General features: G+C 48.0%; 16 protein-coding genes and 2 tRNA genes. 11 read left to right on the top strand and 7 right to left on the bottom strand.

The window, feature by feature from the left end; all coding sequences use genetic code 11:
- Window positions 1–2: 2 nt before the first annotated feature.
- Window positions 3–884: a 4-hydroxy-3-methylbut-2-enyl diphosphate reductase gene (gene ispH / locus TTER_RS03185; protein WP_012874591.1), complete on the bottom strand. Its 882-nt coding sequence runs from the start codon at window positions 882–884 to the stop codon at window positions 3–5.
- Window positions 885–1,446: 562 nt separating this feature from the next.
- On the opposite strand from ispH, the gene TTER_RS03175 reads away from it, so the two are divergent.
- The 3 genes from TTER_RS03175 (at window position 1,447) to TTER_RS03165 (ending at window position 4,754) form a co-directional block, all read left to right on the top strand.
- Complete coding sequence (locus TTER_RS03175; RefSeq protein ID WP_420894130.1) at window positions 1,447–2,667, top strand: sodium:calcium antiporter; 1,221 nt, start codon at window positions 1,447–1,449, stop codon at window positions 2,665–2,667.
- Between the two features lie 58 nt (window positions 2,668–2,725).
- On the top strand, window positions 2,726–4,078 hold the full coding sequence (locus TTER_RS03170; protein WP_012874588.1) for an ornithine cyclodeaminase, nickel-pincer nucleotide-dependent: 1,353 nt from the start codon (window positions 2,726–2,728) through the stop codon (window positions 4,076–4,078).
- Between the two features lie 310 nt (window positions 4,079–4,388).
- A complete protein-coding gene (locus tag TTER_RS03165) occupies window positions 4,389–4,754 on the top strand; it encodes a helix-turn-helix domain-containing protein (RefSeq protein WP_012874587.1) in 366 nt (121 codons plus the stop codon).
- Between the two features lie 32 nt (window positions 4,755–4,786).
- On the opposite strand, the gene TTER_RS03160 is transcribed toward TTER_RS03165, so the two are convergent.
- From TTER_RS03160 to TTER_RS03150, 3 genes are all read right to left on the bottom strand, one after another.
- The gene (locus TTER_RS03160; RefSeq protein WP_012874586.1) at window positions 4,787–5,962 is read right to left on the bottom strand and encodes a DUF4268 domain-containing protein; all 1,176 of its coding nucleotides are present in this window, start codon (window positions 5,960–5,962) and stop codon (window positions 4,787–4,789) included.
- Window positions 5,963–6,051: 89 nt separating this feature from the next.
- Window positions 6,052–7,209: a C39 family peptidase gene (locus tag TTER_RS03155; RefSeq protein WP_012874585.1), complete on the bottom strand. Its 1,158-nt coding sequence runs from the start codon at window positions 7,207–7,209 to the stop codon at window positions 6,052–6,054.
- Window positions 7,210–7,291: 82 nt separating this feature from the next.
- Window positions 7,292–7,365: transfer RNA gene (locus TTER_RS03150), tRNA-Asp, on the bottom strand.
- An 80-nt stretch (window positions 7,366–7,445) separates the two neighbouring features.
- On the opposite strand from TTER_RS03150, the gene TTER_RS03145 reads away from it, so the two are divergent.
- From TTER_RS03145 to TTER_RS03135, 3 genes are all read left to right on the top strand, one after another.
- Window positions 7,446–9,215, top strand: a complete 1,770-nt coding sequence (locus tag TTER_RS03145) for a dynamin family protein (RefSeq protein ID WP_012874584.1) — start codon at window positions 7,446–7,448, stop codon at window positions 9,213–9,215.
- A 12-nt stretch (window positions 9,216–9,227) separates the two neighbouring features.
- Window positions 9,228–9,419, top strand: coding sequence for a hypothetical protein (locus TTER_RS03140; protein ID WP_012874583.1), 192 nt, complete (start codon window positions 9,228–9,230; stop codon window positions 9,417–9,419).
- A gap of 81 nt (window positions 9,420–9,500) precedes the next feature.
- Window positions 9,501–9,577, top strand: a tRNA-His gene (locus TTER_RS03135).
- Window positions 9,578–10,055: 478 nt separating this feature from the next.
- On the opposite strand, the gene TTER_RS03130 is transcribed toward TTER_RS03135, so the two are convergent.
- On the bottom strand, window positions 10,056–10,616 hold the full coding sequence (locus tag TTER_RS03130; protein WP_012874582.1) for a DUF488 domain-containing protein: 561 nt from the start codon (window positions 10,614–10,616) through the stop codon (window positions 10,056–10,058).
- Between the two features lie 88 nt (window positions 10,617–10,704).
- Here TTER_RS03130 and TTER_RS03125 point away from each other — a divergent pair, with 88 nt between their 5' ends.
- Both TTER_RS03125 and TTER_RS03120 read left to right on the top strand, forming a co-directional pair.
- Window positions 10,705–12,105, top strand: coding sequence for a TrkH family potassium uptake protein (locus tag TTER_RS03125; protein ID WP_338131989.1), 1,401 nt, complete (start codon window positions 10,705–10,707; stop codon window positions 12,103–12,105).
- Window positions 12,106–12,117: 12 nt separating this feature from the next.
- Window positions 12,118–12,792: a potassium channel family protein gene (locus tag TTER_RS03120; protein WP_012874580.1), complete on the top strand. Its 675-nt coding sequence runs from the start codon at window positions 12,118–12,120 to the stop codon at window positions 12,790–12,792.
- Between the two features lie 190 nt (window positions 12,793–12,982).
- On the opposite strand, the gene TTER_RS03115 is transcribed toward TTER_RS03120, so the two are convergent.
- Window positions 12,983–13,174: a hypothetical protein gene (locus TTER_RS03115; RefSeq protein WP_041424330.1), complete on the bottom strand. Its 192-nt coding sequence runs from the start codon at window positions 13,172–13,174 to the stop codon at window positions 12,983–12,985.
- Window positions 13,175–13,752: 578 nt separating this feature from the next.
- Here TTER_RS03115 and TTER_RS03105 point away from each other — a divergent pair.
- Genes TTER_RS03105 through TTER_RS03095 form a run of 3 tightly spaced genes read left to right on the top strand, consistent with a single transcriptional unit; the run spans window position 13,753 to window position 15,477 of the window.
- The gene (locus tag TTER_RS03105) at window positions 13,753–14,283 is read left to right on the top strand and encodes a hypothetical protein (RefSeq protein WP_041424329.1); all 531 of its coding nucleotides are present in this window, start codon (window positions 13,753–13,755) and stop codon (window positions 14,281–14,283) included.
- Between the two features lie 16 nt (window positions 14,284–14,299).
- Entirely contained in the window at window positions 14,300–14,959 is a 660-nt protein-coding gene (locus tag TTER_RS03100; protein WP_012874577.1) for a hypothetical protein, read from the top strand.
- Window positions 14,932–15,477 (top strand): hypothetical protein, encoded by a 546-nt coding sequence (locus TTER_RS03095; protein ID WP_012874576.1) that lies wholly within the window; start codon window positions 14,932–14,934, stop codon window positions 15,475–15,477. The genes TTER_RS03100 and TTER_RS03095 overlap by 28 nt, the downstream gene beginning before the upstream one ends.
- 264 nt (window positions 15,478–15,741) lie before the next feature.
- Here TTER_RS03095 and TTER_RS03090 read toward each other — a convergent pair whose 3' ends face one another.
- Window positions 15,742–16,857, bottom strand: a complete 1,116-nt coding sequence (locus TTER_RS03090) for a glycoside hydrolase family 172 protein (protein WP_012874575.1) — start codon at window positions 16,855–16,857, stop codon at window positions 15,742–15,744.
- Between the last annotated feature and the right edge of the window lie 105 nt (window positions 16,858–16,962).

The raw sequence follows: 16,962 nt of genomic DNA, 5'->3' as shown, positions 1-16,962 counted from the left end.
GCCTACTCTTCTGGCTCGATTGCCTCGATCGTTTTCACAACCTTCTCAATCACAGCATCTGGCGTTGAAGCACCAGCTGTAACACCCACAACCTTAGCACCCTTGAACCAATTCGGGTCTATCTCCTCTGGCCACTCTATATGGTAGGTAGGAACTCCCTCCTCGCTTGCAAGCTCAGCTAGATGCTTAGTGTTGGCCGAATCTCTACCGCCTACGACCACCATTACATCTACCTCATTGGCAAGCTCTACCACAGCACTTTGCCTATCAAGCGTAGGCTGACATATGGTGTTATGCACATGGAACTCATTGAAGTCGTCTGGGAGAAGAGATACAAGCTCGGCTATAAAGCTCTTGAATCTTTCAGCAGGTTGGGTTGTCTGTGATACTACAGCCAGCTTCTTAGGAACTCGCTTCTTAGAGCTAGTCAAAGCCTTAAGACGTGGCACAAGCTCCTTAGCATCTGTACTCACTAACGCAGTGTTTTCAGTCCATCCCACTATTCCTCGGACCTCTTGATGATTGGGGTCCCCATAGACCACCACTTGGTAGCCATCTTTGTGTAGCGACTCAGCAATCTTTTGAACCTTCGTCACGAGAGGACAGGTCGTGTCCAGAAGGCGAAGTCCTTTCCGCTGGGCTTCGGCATAAGCGTCGGGACCAGCTCCATGAGCAGTTATAGTAAGAGTGCCGCTATCCACCTCATCAACACTGTAAGCAACACCCACACCCCTTGCTTTGAGCTCACTAACTACTTGTGGGTTATGTACGAGGGTTCCCAGAGTTTTTACACCTCTACTATCGGATCCCATCTCATCAAATAGCTTCAATGTCTTCTTGACACCAAAGCAGAATCCTAATTCTCTTGCTAGCTTGACCTGCAAGACCCACCTCCTGGACATAAAATACCTACGCTAGTCTACCATTTAGTAAGGACTGAGCACAGTTAGATAAGCATCCATAGAACGTACTGTAGTGTAAGACCAACCAGTACTAGTATCGACACAAACAGAAATAAGGAAAGAAACCTGCTCCAAAGTAAGCCTTTGGGTATACCTTCTCGTAAGTAGTACTCAGATAACATCATAAAGCTAAAGGTTATAATCGCAACTACTACTACGCTTGACAGATAGAAGAAATGGCCTGCATCGCTATCACGAAATATTAGGTACAACAAGAGGGCGATCGATGGACGCCATATCTGTATGCCGCAGAAAAAGGACAGAACCACAAGAACTAGCCATAGAAGATAGCACAATACAATCGCTTTGACCTTGGTGAGAGAATATACCCTAGATCTCGATAGGATATTCATCTTAGGCACCTGGAGAGGATAGTTCTGGGTAATTATAAGACCACATCAGCTTTATGTATAGTAACCCTAGTAAAGGCTGTTGTTCTGCTAGGCTACGTAAAGCTATAATGCATAAGCACTCACACTCTTAAATGGGAAGATCTATAGGAGGGATAAGTTTGTCTAAGTGGTTGGCGGTTATTATCGCTGTAGCAGTAGTTGTCCCCGGGGTGATACTTAGATTCTTGCATCTTGAAGGTGCGGCCCCACTGCAAGCACTCATATATGGTATTGCGATAGTGGGAGCTGCGTTCCTGCTCTCATGGGCAGCTGAGGTACTGCAGATGGATGTATCTCAGGGTTTGGCACTAGCATTACTAGCATTGATTGCTATATTGCCCGAGTACGTAGTAGATGCCACGTTCGCTTGGCTGGCTGCTAGGGAGCCTTCATACGCAAGCTATGCAGTCGCTAACATGACGGGTGCTAACAGGCTGCTTATAGGTGTGGCATGGCCTTTGGTGGTGCTACTTGTATGGCTCCGAAGCCGGCGAAAGAGCGTTTCGCTGGAGCCTAGCCATGGGGTAGAGATAATAACCCTTCTCGTAGCTACCGCAATAGCTTTCATCATACCTCTCAACAGCTCTATAGGACTGATAGATATGGCCATACTGATAGCCATATTTGGAGTCTATATGTGGCAGCTTACCAGGATGCCAGCTGAGCATCCTGAGCTCGTGGGCCCTGCAGCAATGATTGGTAGTCTGCCCAAAGCTAGGCGCCGATTGATCACGGGCGTCCTTGGAGTTATTGCCGCAATAGGCATACTGCTGGTTGCAGAGCCTTTCGCTCACTCCCTGGTAGAAACTGGCACATTGCTGGGTATCGACGAGTTCCTGCTTGTCCAGTGGCTAGCCCCCCTAGCATCAGAAGCTCCAGAATTTGTTGTGGTATCCATATTCGCTTGGAGGGGGGCTGCAGCTGCAGCTTTGGGCGCGTTGGTATCTTCTAAGGTCAATCAGTGGACCCTTCTAATAGCCATGTTGCCTCTTATCTACTCAGTATCTGCCGGTAGGCCTGACTCGTTACCTCTCGATCACAGGCAGGTGGAAGAGATACTGTTGACAGCAGCTCAGTCCCTACTTGCGATAATACTGCTTCTTGACCTGCGACTATCTCTCGTTGGTGCAGGAGCACTATTCGTATTATTTGCAGCGCAGTTTGCTTATCCTAATATTCATATGGAGATGGTTTTCGTCTACGTGCTATGCTCGCTCGTAGCACTATTAGTTGGCAGAAAACATCTTACGAAAGCGTTCTCAGGATTGAAGACTGCGGTAACTGACCCCAAACAGTTTTCGGAACACACTTAGCAGAGGCTAACAGCAGCAAGATTTAACACATAAGTCGCCTCAACTAATTGGAGGAAGCATGCAAGGGCAAAATAACGGTCGAAGCTCTCTGCCATTCTATAAAACCATAGAGCTCAGAGGACACATAATAGACTCACACATCCTGTCCCAGGTCATGGATCTGGTGATGGACTATAACGCTGAGTTCTATATAGAGCAGTTTGAAGTAGGTAAACATAAATATGATCCCAGCTACGCAAGACTGATACTTTATGCCCCTACTCCAGAAACCCTAGACGAACTAATGGAGGCTGTTACCAAACTCGGAGCTCAGCTACTGGAGAGCGAAGAGGTAGATGCCCGTACCGAGCCTGCTCCCAAAGACGGTGTCTTGCCCGAAGATTTCTACTCGACTACCAATATGCCTACTGAAGTCAGGATAGACGGGAAATGGTTTCCAGTCGAGAACATCGAGATGGATGTGGCTATAGCGATAAGGCTAAACGAAGAGGGCAAGCCAATAGGCGCCTACACTGTGCCAATGTCCGACGTGCGGAAAGGAACCCCTATAGTCGTAGGACATCAAGGCATCAAAGTTTCCCCTATAGAACGTCCAAGAAGCCCCGCACTCCTTGGTTCACCGTCCCGAGCTTCACAAGGGCACGTCTTTAGCTTCATGAGCAGTGCTGTAAGCACTGAGCGTCCTAAGGCCGCGGCTATAGCCGAGATAGCACAGAGGATGAGAGAAATCCGAGATTCAGGTGGTACAACGCTAGTGGTGGGTGGGCCAGCAATCGTGCATACGGGAGCAGGACCTCAGTTGGCTGCTCTGATCAGACATGGTTTCGTACATCTATTGTTTGCAGGGAACGCATTGGCAGCCCATGATATAGAATCCGCATTCTTTAACACCAGTCTAGGAGTTTCTCTTGATGCCAATAGCGAAGGTGCAACCTACGAACATGGGCACGAGCACCACATAAGAGCCATAAATAAGATCAGATACTATGGTGGTATAAGACAGGCAGTCGAAGCAGGAGTGCTCAAACAAGGCATCATGTACGAATGCATAGTAAACAATGTGCCTTACGTACTGGCTGGATCAATCCGTGATGATGGACCTATTCCAGATGTCATTACCGATGTAATCGAAGCACAGCGAGCTATGAGGAGGCATATTCAAGCAGGAGTGGATTTGGCGCTGCTGATAGGTACCACTTTGCACTCCATAGCCGTAGGTAATCTGCTTCCCGCCAACGTACTTACTGTCTGTGTCGATATAAACCCATCGGTAGTTACGAAACTATTGGATAGAGGTAGCCTCCAAACAGCTGGTCTAGTAATCGATGCTGGAGGATTTCTAAGAGAGCTATGTTATCAGCTAGGGCTGAGAGAGAAGTCTTCCATTGATTCACCAACGAAAGTTCAGTGATTACGATAGCACTTAGTTAGCCAATTTTAGAGAATTTTGTCCTATCCTCTTGGGAACATTTCTGTATAAATAATGCGTAATAAATATGCCATCAGAATTTACGCGTGTTACTTGTATGTGAGATAATCTGGTGGCAAATATAGCACTTACGATAAAAAATCTACAGATTAGAATTAGACTTTCTATATTAGCTTTGTATATACTGTAATTTACACTAGTGTGTTCAACTTGATTGGGGATGTTTGAACTACACTATAAAGCTATAGAGAATACAGTAAAAACAAAGTAAAGCGGGGAGGCATAGGCAATCATGGCGAATCAAGTAGAACAAAAAGAAACCATCAGTGAGGTCATTCGGAGGGAACTTCAGAGGAGGCACTGGTCCTACAGAGTGCTGGCAGAGGCTGCCGGCATCTCGCCCGCTGCTGTTGGGCAGCACGTGCTCGGGCGTAGTATCCCAGAACCATCTACTCTGAAGAGGTATGCTGAGGCTCTTGGTCTACCATTCCAGTACTTGATGGTGATAGCAGGGCACCAGGAGCCACCTAAGGAAAACAGACCAGCAGATCTGCAGATGGCAATTGAAACTCTAGATAACATATGGTCAGATCTCCCACCCGAGGTACGCAAGCTAGTTACCAACTTTATATCTGAGCTGAAAGAGGTAAAAGAATAACTAGCTAAGGTCCAGCAAAGGGTATGCTGGACTCAGTAGGAAGCTTCTTCCTGCATATCATCTTGAGATGAACCAGTTGCCGAGTCGGGTGGCTGGTTCATCTTTTGTTCAAGAAAAGCTAGCATCTTGACTCTGGGAGCAAAGATCTTATAGAACACCTCGGAATGGTGCCTGAGCCATGCATGAGCCTCTATCCATCTATCTCTCTCTTCAAGTTGGACGTCTTTTGTCTCGATCGATATTCTGGCTTCGGTCCCTCCCGAGGCAAGGTTCCACTCCAAAGCACCAGCTATACGTTCTATCAAGCCCTTGTCCTGCTGAAGTAGCTGGAAGGTTTTCCAAGCATCTTCCTTCTTTATCCGTAGCTCACAGATACAACGACCTCTAGATGGACTGGCAATCAAGCATATCTCAAAGCCATCCCGATCCAATGGGATAGAATATTCTCGAGTACGCGTATCCTGTAGCGTAAAGGGTACTCCCCTCTGCCTGCAATACTCATTGAACTCCATCCAGAAGCCCTGATAATCCAACTGTTCATACTGATTTGATTCTTCGTATGTGTGCTCTGACTCAGAAGAATGATCATATCGTTCTCGCTGTGCGAGGGCAGGGCGATCTCTGGCAGGAAGCAATCCTTGATCTTGCTCCTCCTCGATTACTAGACGATGAGACCTGAGGCTATATCCTGTCTTCGAGCTTGGCTTGACCGTCAACCTGAAAACAGGTGCAGGCAGGCTATCACCTATACGCAGGAACTGCATCTCCACTCCGAATATCATTAGATCAGGGGAAGATCCATTTAGGAAATCAAGAGTTTTCTTATGTTGATCCTTCAGCTCAGTGCAAACCCATATCAGCACCCTGCTACCAAGCAAAGCAGCGCAGGTCATCAGTTTTCCTAAGTGGGTATCATCCGAGGTCGCAATCTGATTCTCTATCAGAACGATGTTGCCCGAATCTCTGTCTACAGCCAAAACATCTATCAAATACTCGCCTACGTGAAGGTTGACCTCTCTAGAGGCGAGATCTATGCCCACTACGTCAGACAATAGCCTGAGATTCTCATCACGCGATATCCAAGGATTAAGGTCGTCTTGTTCGTCAATCTGGAGTGAGTCTGCGGAAACAGGACGAATGCTGGCCAGCTTATCTGAGCCAATTCTTACTATCTCATTTCCCGCGAAGTAATTATCCTCCAGGTGCACTCCGAAGCTCCTCAAAAGCACTAACAAAATTATGTCATATAATTGACGCAACTACAATAGTACTTTTGTCTAATAAGTGCGAGCAAAAGCTAACTGCGCATATGACTAGCTTCCTCGATTAGCCTCCTTGCTAGCCTATGATCACTAGGGAATATAACGTAGGTTGTTCCATAAGAGTGCCCTAGCCATAGCCCTTCTACTTCATCCCGTTTGTAGGTTCTACGAACTGCTTCATCTGAAGAAGCTGCAGGATCATTTATTACTGGATCTCCATTAGAATCAAAGCCAGCCAGCACCACTATATGACCATCGCTTGATTCTATCGGCGCTCCAGTCAGCTCCCCCTTCCCCCAGGCGTAGCTAATAGCCAAGGGTACACCTATATCTATCCATCTTTCTGCATCTGCTAAAGATCTCATACGTACCAAATATGCCTCCAACCCTTTGGAAGCTGCATAGGCGACGTTGAAAGACCAATTCCCGTAACCTCCATACATCCAGTCAAAAACGCCCTGCACTGCATCCCTAACTCGATCACTACAATTCTGTCCTCCTATTCCCCAGTATCCGAGCAGCATAGCGATGCAGGTCGGGCTGCACCAGACATTCCCTCCATTAGGGTAGACCATCTGGGAGCATAGAGGTACATCTAGCACCCTCTCAACACAGGTGCGACTGGCAGAAGTATAACCTGAGAAAGAACTACTACCGGAGAGAGTCAGCATTACTGACTTGAGACAGGGAGAATCAGTACCTGTCGAGAATAAGCGCACAATTATCTGCAGGGCATCAGCTTTATAAGGCGTCTTTAGTTTCAGTACGTCGGTATCCACTCTGAGATATTGATCCTCAAAGGGCACTGAGTGGCTTGCGAACGCTATATCCGAAGACCACACCCCCATGCTGACTGGATGCATCCATTGCTCATTCAATCGTACTTTGAGTAAGACCTCAATCCAGGTCCCTGCTGGAGTCTCGATGTTCCAAGAAACTATAGCTTGTTGGGCGCCGTCAACATTTAGGATCGGGCTAACGGCCTCACCAACTAGGTATCTACCCCCGTTGTAGTAATTATGACCATAATATCCACCAAGAGGATAAGGGTCATGTTCTTCACGGGCAGTAGCAGTATCCAGAAAGAGATTACCAGATTGAGGGCATAGCCCTTCGAGAGACCAGCTATCAAATGTGTTGCTGTAACCTGATCCAAAGAGAAAGTAACACGAACCAGAAGGTGAGGCGATCATGTCGTGAGTATATCATACATACGAAGTGCCATGTCCTAAAAATATATAATTGCCATAGCACTTGGTGCTATGGCAATTATAGCGGAACCGACGGGATTCGAACCCGCGATCACGTCCTTGACAGGGACGTATGTTAGGCCACTACACCACGGTTCCTCGTGACGAGCTTATTATTACAAATCACGAGTCCAGACGTCAAATTCTATTGTGGCTATTTACTCTGTTATAATCCGCTAATGACAAATACTAAGCATACTGTACTTAACGAAGAGCAAAATGAGCTTCTTAGAAGGGAGCGCCAGCTATTTTCAGAACTGCTGGAGTTCCTTAGATCTTTTGATGCTCCTAGAAACGACATAGAATTAGTCGAACAGACGCTAGGTGATCTTGAAGAACTCTTTCTACTGGTTATAGTTGGTGAGTTCAACTCCGGCAAATCCGCCTTCATCAACTCGTTACTTGGTCGAGATATAGAGCCTGAGGGCGTCACCCCCACCACCGACAGGATCACCTTGCTGAGATGGGCTCACGAAAACTACGAAAGAGTGCGTGGAGACGGTGTACTCGAGAGAGGTCAACCCATCGATCTTTTGAGGGAAGTTGCCATAGTAGATACACCAGGGACTAATGCTATTATCAGGCATCATGAGGAGCTATCTAAGGGTTTTGTACCCAGATCTGATCTGGTACTGTTTGTAACCTCTGTTGATAGACCTTTTACCGAGAGCGAAAGAGAGTATCTGGAGATCATCAAGGAGTGGGGAAAGAAGCTCATAGTAATCGTCAACAAGACGGATCTTCTTAGTACGAAGGAAGATGCAGAGAACATCAAGGAATTCATACAGAGCAACATGCAATCCCTACTGGGTATAACCCCACCAATCTTCCTGGTATCGTCCAAGCTTGCTAGACGAGCCAAGGTAGCTGACAGCCAGATCGAAAGGGATGCTTTATATAAAGCCAGCGGTTTCGAGGAGCTAGAAGAATACATATTAGGCATACTAGAAGAAAGCAACAGGATAAGGCTAAAGCTAGAGAGCCCTCTGGGGGTAGCTGATCAGCTGGTATCCAGATACACTCTAGGAATCAACGAGAGAATGTCTTTGCTTGAAGACGACTTCAGGATGACTGAGAACATAGATGCCCAGCTGGAGATCTACAAAGAGGACATGCAGAGAGACTTCAGTAGCCGAAGAGCCGAGATAGAGAACCTGATACACCAGCTGAACGAAAGGGGCGATAAGTGGTTCGAGGAGAACATCAGGATAGGAAGGTTCTTTGAGCTGGTGAAGAAAAACGAGGTGCAGCAGAGATTCCAAAAGGAGGTAGTAGGAGATACCACAGAAGTTATCGACCGCCATATCCAGGAGCTGGTCGACTGGATGGTTGATCGTGATCTAAGACAGTGGAAGTCCATAGTAGATTACGTCAATCGGAGAAGGCAAGCGACCTATGATCACAACCTCATCGGTGAGATAGGCGGTAACTTCGAGTACAACCGTAACCAACTACTGCAATCTATAGCCCAAGATGCTAACAAGGTGGTCCAAAGCTACGACAGAGAATATGAAGCCAGCAAGTTAGCCCTATCCATTCAGTCCGCAGTAGCACAAACTGTGGCAATGGAAGTGGGTGCAGTAGGGTTGGGAACACTAGTGGCTATGTTAGCCACAGCTACTGCTGTAGATGTCACTGGACTTTTAGCAGCCAGCACAATAGCAGTACTTGGACTATTCGTTATCCCCAATAAAAGACGCAAGGCTCGTAATGAATTTAGAAGCCGGACGGAGGAACTGCGCCAAAAGCTGATAGAGGTGCTCACCAGGCAGTTCGGATTAGAGTTACAAAGGTCGATAGAGCGCATCAGAGAAGCTATCGCTCCGTATACACGTTTCGTGCGATCGGAGTATCAAAAGATGTCGAAAGCAAGGGACGTACTCTCCGAGATCAAGAAAGAGGTAGAAGATCTGAGAATCCAGATCGGAGCACCGAGAATAAGCGCGTAGAGGTATAGCCATATGAGAACAGCTGGCACAGTGTTCGGAATAATCCTACTTATAGCGGGCGTTATATGGGCGTTGCAAGGAGCTGGAATAATTCAAAGCAGTAGTCCCATGACAGGGCAAACATTCTGGATATTTGCGGGCATAATAACGGCAATAGTGGGAGCTGTGATAGCCTACTGGTCCTGGAGCAGGAGATCTACCTAGTGAGCGTTTCAAGTTATCGATTCACTAGGATGGCAGTTGACTTAGCCAAATCCTTAACGCTAGACTTTTCTAGAGCATTTGGTGGCTGTAGCTCAGTTGGTTAGAGCGTCTGTCTGTGGAACAGAAGGTCGTGGGTTCGAGTCCCATCAGCCACCCCAAGAAAAACTAGAAAATACCTGGAGTTACAAGCACAGCCCCTGCAAGCAACCCCTCCTGTAAGGACTGTGGGAACCACTTTGGAAGCCACTTCTGCTAGCTACTGTCCGCAAACAACAGCCTGTCCAACCTCTTGGCGGATGTCCTCTGCATCATGGGCAGCATATGGGAGTAGGCTGCAGTGTCAAGGTGATATCTGCGTGTCACATACGCTCGGCCAAGGTTTTGAAAGGATGCAGAAAAGCAGTTTAGGTACCAAAGAAAGGCTAATTCAGATATCGCGTCCGAAATTGACCGTAAGCTTAACAGAGAGCGAATAAAACTGGAACAAGATCTTATTCAGGGGATACATAGGTTACAACAAATCAACAGATCAGTAGCAGATGAAAGAAAAATCCTACAACCCAAGTTGGAAAAAGCAGCTAAGCCACTTGCTCAGGCCAAGGCTAATCGCAAAGCTTTGTAATGTTTCTCTCCAACCTACAAGCCAGGTAACTTCGGATGCTCGACCTTCTCATATATAAGAAGATCACCCTGCACATGGGCAAATTCGGTAAGAGTATGCATAGGAGCGTCTCCCTCACTCAATATATGCCTCACCTTGAAACCTTTTACAGTTAGAGCATCTGAGATAAGCTTGCGGTGGCAGCGCCAGTACAGTGCTTCCGAACACATAATAGCCGTAGTCCATTCCTCTGCCATACTTATTAGGTAGTCAAGAGCTTGCCTGAACTGATCCGTCATCATGTAATCGGCATATCCTCGAAACGAATCATTGAGCCAACCAGTATTGGGGGATGCTTCACTCGGTTTACGAAAGCCGCCTAGATCCCGTAAGTGAACGTATTGTATGCCTACTTCTCGCAAGGCGTTAGACAGATGATCTTTATTATATTGAGGAAACTTTCTTGAACCCGGCGCCACCCTCACATCACACAGCAATCTCACTTCGTATACTTGCAGGAGCCTTATGAAGTCCTGAAGACTCCGAGAGGAATGTCCTATGGTATATATGATCTTACTTTTCTCAGACTCATTCACTTTGAGTACCTAATTCTCAGCAGCTTGAGTATATAACTCTTTACAATTATCCTAGATTATAACTTCATACCTCAGGGAGTAATTACCCATAAGGGTCAAGAGAGCCAGAACTATATCTTCTCATATCAAGCTGCTTACAGGGAATGATAAGAGCCTGACGGAGCGGCCTCTGCTCCCAGCACAGAGACTGGTAATAGGATTTCTAGCAGTTATAACCCTAGGTACCCTCCTATTAATGCTTCCGGTAAGCTCAAATCATGGCTGGACGAGCCCCCTAGTAGCTCTATTTACATCGACATCAGCCGTATGTGTGACCGGCCTGGTGGTGGTTGATACCGGCACATATTGGTCCCCGTTTGGCCAGTTAGTAATACTTCTGTTGATGGAGGTTGGAGGCTTAGGGTTTGTAGTAGGGGCAACAGCACTGGTACTTCTGGGTAAGGGTAGACTGGGATTTCAGGAAAGAGAGATAGTCAGGCAAACTGGGACTACCCTTATCCTCGGTGGACAAAGCTCTTTCGTTACCAGGGCAGTGACCTTGGCGCTAGTTGGGCAGTTAGCAGGCGCGATTTTACTCCTCATAAGATTTATTCCAGAGTTTGGCTTGATCAGGGGCATATGGATGTCCATATTCCACTCGGTGGCTGCTTTTACCAACGGCAGCTTTGATCTGTTTGGTGATTATCGTAGCTTGGCAGGTTACAGGTCCGATCCATTGGTATTACTAACCATCGCAATGCTCATAATAGCTGGAGGCACTAGCCTTCTGGTAGCGGAGGACTTGTGGAGGCATAGGAGTTGGAGGAAATTCACGCTCGACACTAAGATCATAGTTATCGGCATACCAACATTACTCATTCTAGGTACTGTGTTTATAATGCTGATCGAAAGCAAGAACCCAAACACTCTTGGCAATAGACCGTTAGGGGAGCAGCTGCTCAACTCATTTTTCCACTCATCTGCAGCACGCACAGCCGGTTTCACAACATGGAACTTCGGACTCTCTGACGACCGTACGCTGTTTTTTGTAATCGGCCTTATGTTCATAGGTAGTGCTCCAGGTTCCATGGCAGGCGGAATCAAGATCACTACCATGGCGATTATCCTGGCAGTTGCTTGGAGCAATATACTTGGTCGTAGGGATACGGAACTAATGAGAAGGAGAGTTCCGCAAGAGCAAGTAGGGCAGGCACTGACGGTAGCACTTCTGGGAGTCTTGCTTATAGTTACGATTGCGCTAACCATCAGCCTGCTGGAGAGGGCACGATTCAGAGACGACTTTATCAAAGTACTATTTGAGGTTACATCCGCATTCGGTACGGTAGGATTATCTACGGGCATCACTCCAGAGCTATCAGCTCCAAGCCAAATTTTACTGATCATCACGATGTTTGTAGGAAGGCTTGGCCCAGTAACCCTAGCGACATCATTGTCTCATCGATCACAAAGCAAGTACAGATTCCCGATTGAGTCGGTGCGAATAGGATAACGGAGGGTTAGAGTGCCAAAAGGAGATAGGGCATCCAGACAATTCGTGGTTATAGGGCTTGGCAGGTTCGGTCTAACCTTAGCCAAGACTTTAACTGACTGGGGACATGATGTGCTTGGCATTGATCAAGACGAAAACAGGATACAGGAGGCGAGAGATCTAATAACACACGCCGTGCAGGTAGAAAGCCTGGATGAAAGAACGATATCCGAGCTAGGTCTTAGCGAGGCCGATGTAGCTGTCGTAGCTATAGGGGAGAATATAGAAGCAAGCATTCTAATCACCGCCATGCTGGTGGAAGCAGGCACAAAATATGTAGTTGCAAGAGCTTCCACTGACCTACATGGAGTTATCCTGCGAAAAGTAGGTGCTCATCACGTGATATATCCAGAAGTACAGCTAGGCGTAGAATTGGCACATCAGCTCCGCGTACCTGGAGTAGGAGAATACATCTCCATGGGAGAAGATGCGGGAATATATAAGCTGCAGGTACCCAAGGAGTGGACAGGTAAAAGACTTAGTCAGCTCTATAAGAGCATACACGATCCCTTATTTGCAGTGTTGGTGATTATTCGGACGGATGAGATCGTCACTACTCCTGGACCAGAAGAGGTACTCGCAGAGGGAGATACCATTGCCATAATATGTCGCGAAAGCCGACTGGATGAATTGCAGATATCCCTATAGATTATCCTGAACTCTTACCTTAGCGGATGTGAACTAGATACTATCTAGGTGCACTAAAGTGAGGTAAGTTTTTGATCCCTTTTCTCCCAAGCTCTCGGATATGGTGCCGATATCTTCACCTTTTAGTGCATAAGGTTGCATCTATTCGCTCATCATTGCCATAGCCAGCAAAATTACTTCCCGTACATCATCACGCTCTGCCTTGTGTCATGCTTCTCGATACCTGCTGCTTTATGCCCTGGAATGGTCCACCCATTGCCTGGTGCAACACTATCGCCTCGAAGTCCTTCCTATCCACTATCATCCGGAGCCTGCTGTCCCTAGGATTGGGCAAATCAGGTGGCACCAGTACCCTCACTATAGCCCAGAACTCTTTGCTCACCCAACGACTTGGTTCCTCAACTTCTGTATACCGCCCTCATTTGTTCGTTATCCCGATTTCAGGATAAGCTCTAAGAACTCCGAGAGGTCGCACGCAAATACTTCGAATCCAAATGTTGCCACACGCCTAAAGCACTCTAAGCACTTGCTGGGCACTTGCGTTTCCTGAGCTCGCCACCATTTGCTGAATTCATTTGCATAGAGCTATTGACAGGCAGGAAGCACAGGTGTATGCTTACTCTATCACCCCACAGGGCTAGGGTGAATGAGGTGGTGCATATGAAACTCAAGTTACCGCTTCTTCTGGTGCTCGTCTGTGTCCTAGTCTTATGGCCCCAAAGAGCACACAAGGCCCTCGCCCACACAGGCTGCGATACCTGGCAGGATACAGAGATGGATCCGAGGGTACGGATTACCGCACAATGGACCAAGAGCATTGGTGCGTCTGGAGATCCTGGCAGGGGAGTCATAGCCTAGATCGAGGAGCAGCCTCTATTCGCCGACTTCGTAGATCAACAGCTAAGTTTCATCAATAGCGCGGTGTGGCTAGCTACAGATTCCGTAGAGGGCACAGATGGCTTGTACTGGATCGAGTTGGGTCGGACTTATGATTGGGATGATGTAAACAGCGCTTACACTCACCATGATCACTTCTATTGGGGAAGGAGTGCAAAGGAAGGAAGCTCTCCATTTTTCAGGATGTGGTACATTTCCTATCCTCTGCCCAAGAGCAACGGCACGATGTATCGGTACAAGATCCAGTGGAACCCCAATGCAGATGCCGATGGCGGCTATGATATAGGGCTAAGGATCGAAGGCGATAGTACGAATTATCATTTGAACACGGCTCACATCAACAGACCCAATGCCTATCGTGTCTATCTAGGACTGGAGAGCAAGTACTATGATGGCAACGATGGCGATTCTTACTATAACTATGTTGCTCCTATCTACACCAATAGCTGGTGCTGGACAGATGATGAGAACCAGCTTCACCAGATAGTGAACCCTAGCATTCCCTCAAATCTGAACGAGCCGCCAGCACATATCGGCCTGTACCCGAGTGGTGATTCGGCCTGTTATCACATGAACCGCACCACCTGGTGCTAGGTAAGGGGTCAAATCAATGAAGAGCCCTGCAATAGCCTTCACCATCCTCATCGCGATCTTGGGGATGCTCTTGCTCTCAACGCTCAGCCCCTGGGCTCGGCAGGATCAGGACCCATCTCCAGGTTCGCTACGGGCAGTCCTGCCCACCCTGCCCACGGCAGAACAACCCACTCCTCTGCCTCAGGATGTGCTGCCTCCCACTGCCGTCGTCGAGAAGCTGACCTCCAGAGAAGAGTTGGTCGAGCGTGCGCGACATGTGGCTTGGCTCATGGGTGAGACCGACCCAGAGCTTCTGGATGTGCAGCAGACGACAATAGGGCAGGCCCTTATCCTCATCGGAGAATCCCCCGAGGATATGAACCTAGAGAGCCTGCTCCCTCCTGAGCACCACACCCAGCCGTTGGCAGCCTATCCCGTGTACCTCGTGCGGATGGGCGGAAAATTCCAGCCAACCAGCGCTCCTGGAGGCAAACTGCCCCCCAGGATCAGGGGGATAATGTACGTCATCGTAGACGTCAATACTGGACAGAGCATAGGGTACGGGTTCACGGGGCTTGAGCCCTATCCCACTCCCACACCTTATAGAACACCATATGGCTTCCTACGTTCTCAACTCATCTACTACAGGGTGCATGCGGAGGTGCTCAAATGGGAAGAACGCCAGAGCACGGGTTAGTGATAATAGCATTGGTACTGGCTGGGATAGCTGCCATCGCGATCGTGACTTCCTCAGGGACTCAAGACGCCAGACAGCAGGCAGGTCAGCTAGGGGCTTCAATAGAGCTCACAGCCGAGCCCACAAGGACACCCCCAGCATCCACCAGCAGCCCCGAGTGGATACCTCCCACTCCTGATCCGACCCAGGTGGCCAAAGCTACTACCCAAGAAGCACTAATAGAATGGGCTAAAAAGACTGCACAATCTATGGGGGAGCCTAGTCCTTCACTAGTAGATGTAAGGGAAACAACGTTTGCTGGAGCATTGAAGCTGCTAGGTCTTCATCCTCAGCCTACAGACCCTCCAGACGATCACCCTGTATACGTGTTGCGTATGAAAGGCAAGTTCAAGCCATATCACAGTATAGGTGCGGTAGATGCAACCCCTGTACCGGGAGTTATGCATATGATAATCGATGCCAAAACCGGATACACACTAAGGATAGGATACATAGAGTCCTCTGATGCTAACCCATAACTAGTAAGAACAACTAAGAGACAACATTCTACGTCATCCTATCTCCCTGATCTACGAGCAAGGATCAGGATGCTACTTCCAAATGTACAACCCTGCACTTGCTCACTTTCAGGAGAATGAACGTCACCACGTGTGCAACATAAGCAAGGTAGGAGCAGCACTTAGGCCATATCCTCGTACAGGCTGCTCCTACCTTGATACTCCTAACAGTAATTATCATGCTTACCAGCCAGGGTTAGCACATAGTCGATGCATCATGAGTAGCTAGCTTGGACGCTCGTTCCCCCAAAGTTTACCCCCTCCCATTGACTGTCTCCACGCATGTCTCCACCTGTGAACATCTGTAACTGATATGGCGGGCATAGGATGTCTAGCCTCGCTGGGAGGTAGCTGTGGGAAGGGCTTGTGAGGCTCTGTCTGATACCAATAGGCAACAGTGCATATATCAAGAGTTAGGTTGTTGGCGTGTCCATGTTCTATAGAGGCCCTAATTGACTCCTGGAAGTGAATAGGGTCCTCTATATGGAATCTATATGCATGGGCCCTGCCCAACCACCCGAAGCTGTGATCGACGTGCGCATAACCGAAATAGGGATGCTGATATTCCTCGGCTGGAGACCAGGAAGTACAGAAGTAATCCTCAGTGCCCGTACCATGCAGGGTGCCAGGCCAAGGCTCACCGTCTATGAGAAACATATCATCCCCTTCTCCATACCACATCGGGCTGGGGCAATCTACAAAGTAATTCACGCCAACATAATGCCCTCTACCTTCTGCATCTAATATCAGGTAATTGCCCTCGTCGGATGGATGCTTGAGCTCTGGGGCTAGACAACTCCACTCATTCTCACCAGATGGGTCCGGGTCAGTTATTTCCCGATTCCACCATGCGTGGAATCTACCCAGAGAGTCGTCTACTTCGGGCCATTCTTCGTAGTCTATGTAAAAATAGAACGCATCTACCGGAGTTGGACTCTGATTCTCCACCTCAATTCTGGCCCCATTGCCAAAAGGCATTGGGAAGTAGCAGTTCAGTCCGCGGCCAGACCTTGGAGATGCTGCCAGTGGCAAGGATACAAAGTTGTACTCTAAGCCCCAGCCCTGACCAAAGAAATCTCCCACTGGGCTTTCGACGCTTGGATTATCCTCACCATCCCAGTACATGCGTAGCACGATGTTTCTGCGATACATCGGATCCCTGCTGGCTATGGTAAACCAGATGTGTTTTATAGCACCTGCCCCCTCGATGCTGGCTAGATCTACCCGTTCACCCGCAGCTATCTGTATCCTGTCAGCATTACCGCCGGTTCGATCGTAGCTAGAGATCCTCTTTGACCGCGCGGGGCGTATTTGAGCGATATTAGCTAAAGGGCTATGCATACCTTCCTCCCTTGGAAAATGCTTTATAAAGCTTGAATTAGATATTGCACTAATTGCCCAAAATAAAGCAAGCTATAAGCATACTCCTGAATTCTTCAAAGGAGA

This window comes from Thermobaculum terrenum ATCC BAA-798, assembly GCF_000025005.1.
Classification (GTDB): Bacteria; Chloroflexota; Chloroflexia; order Thermobaculales; family Thermobaculaceae; genus Thermobaculum; species Thermobaculum terrenum.
This window is presented reverse-complemented; position numbering and strand designations above follow the sequence as displayed.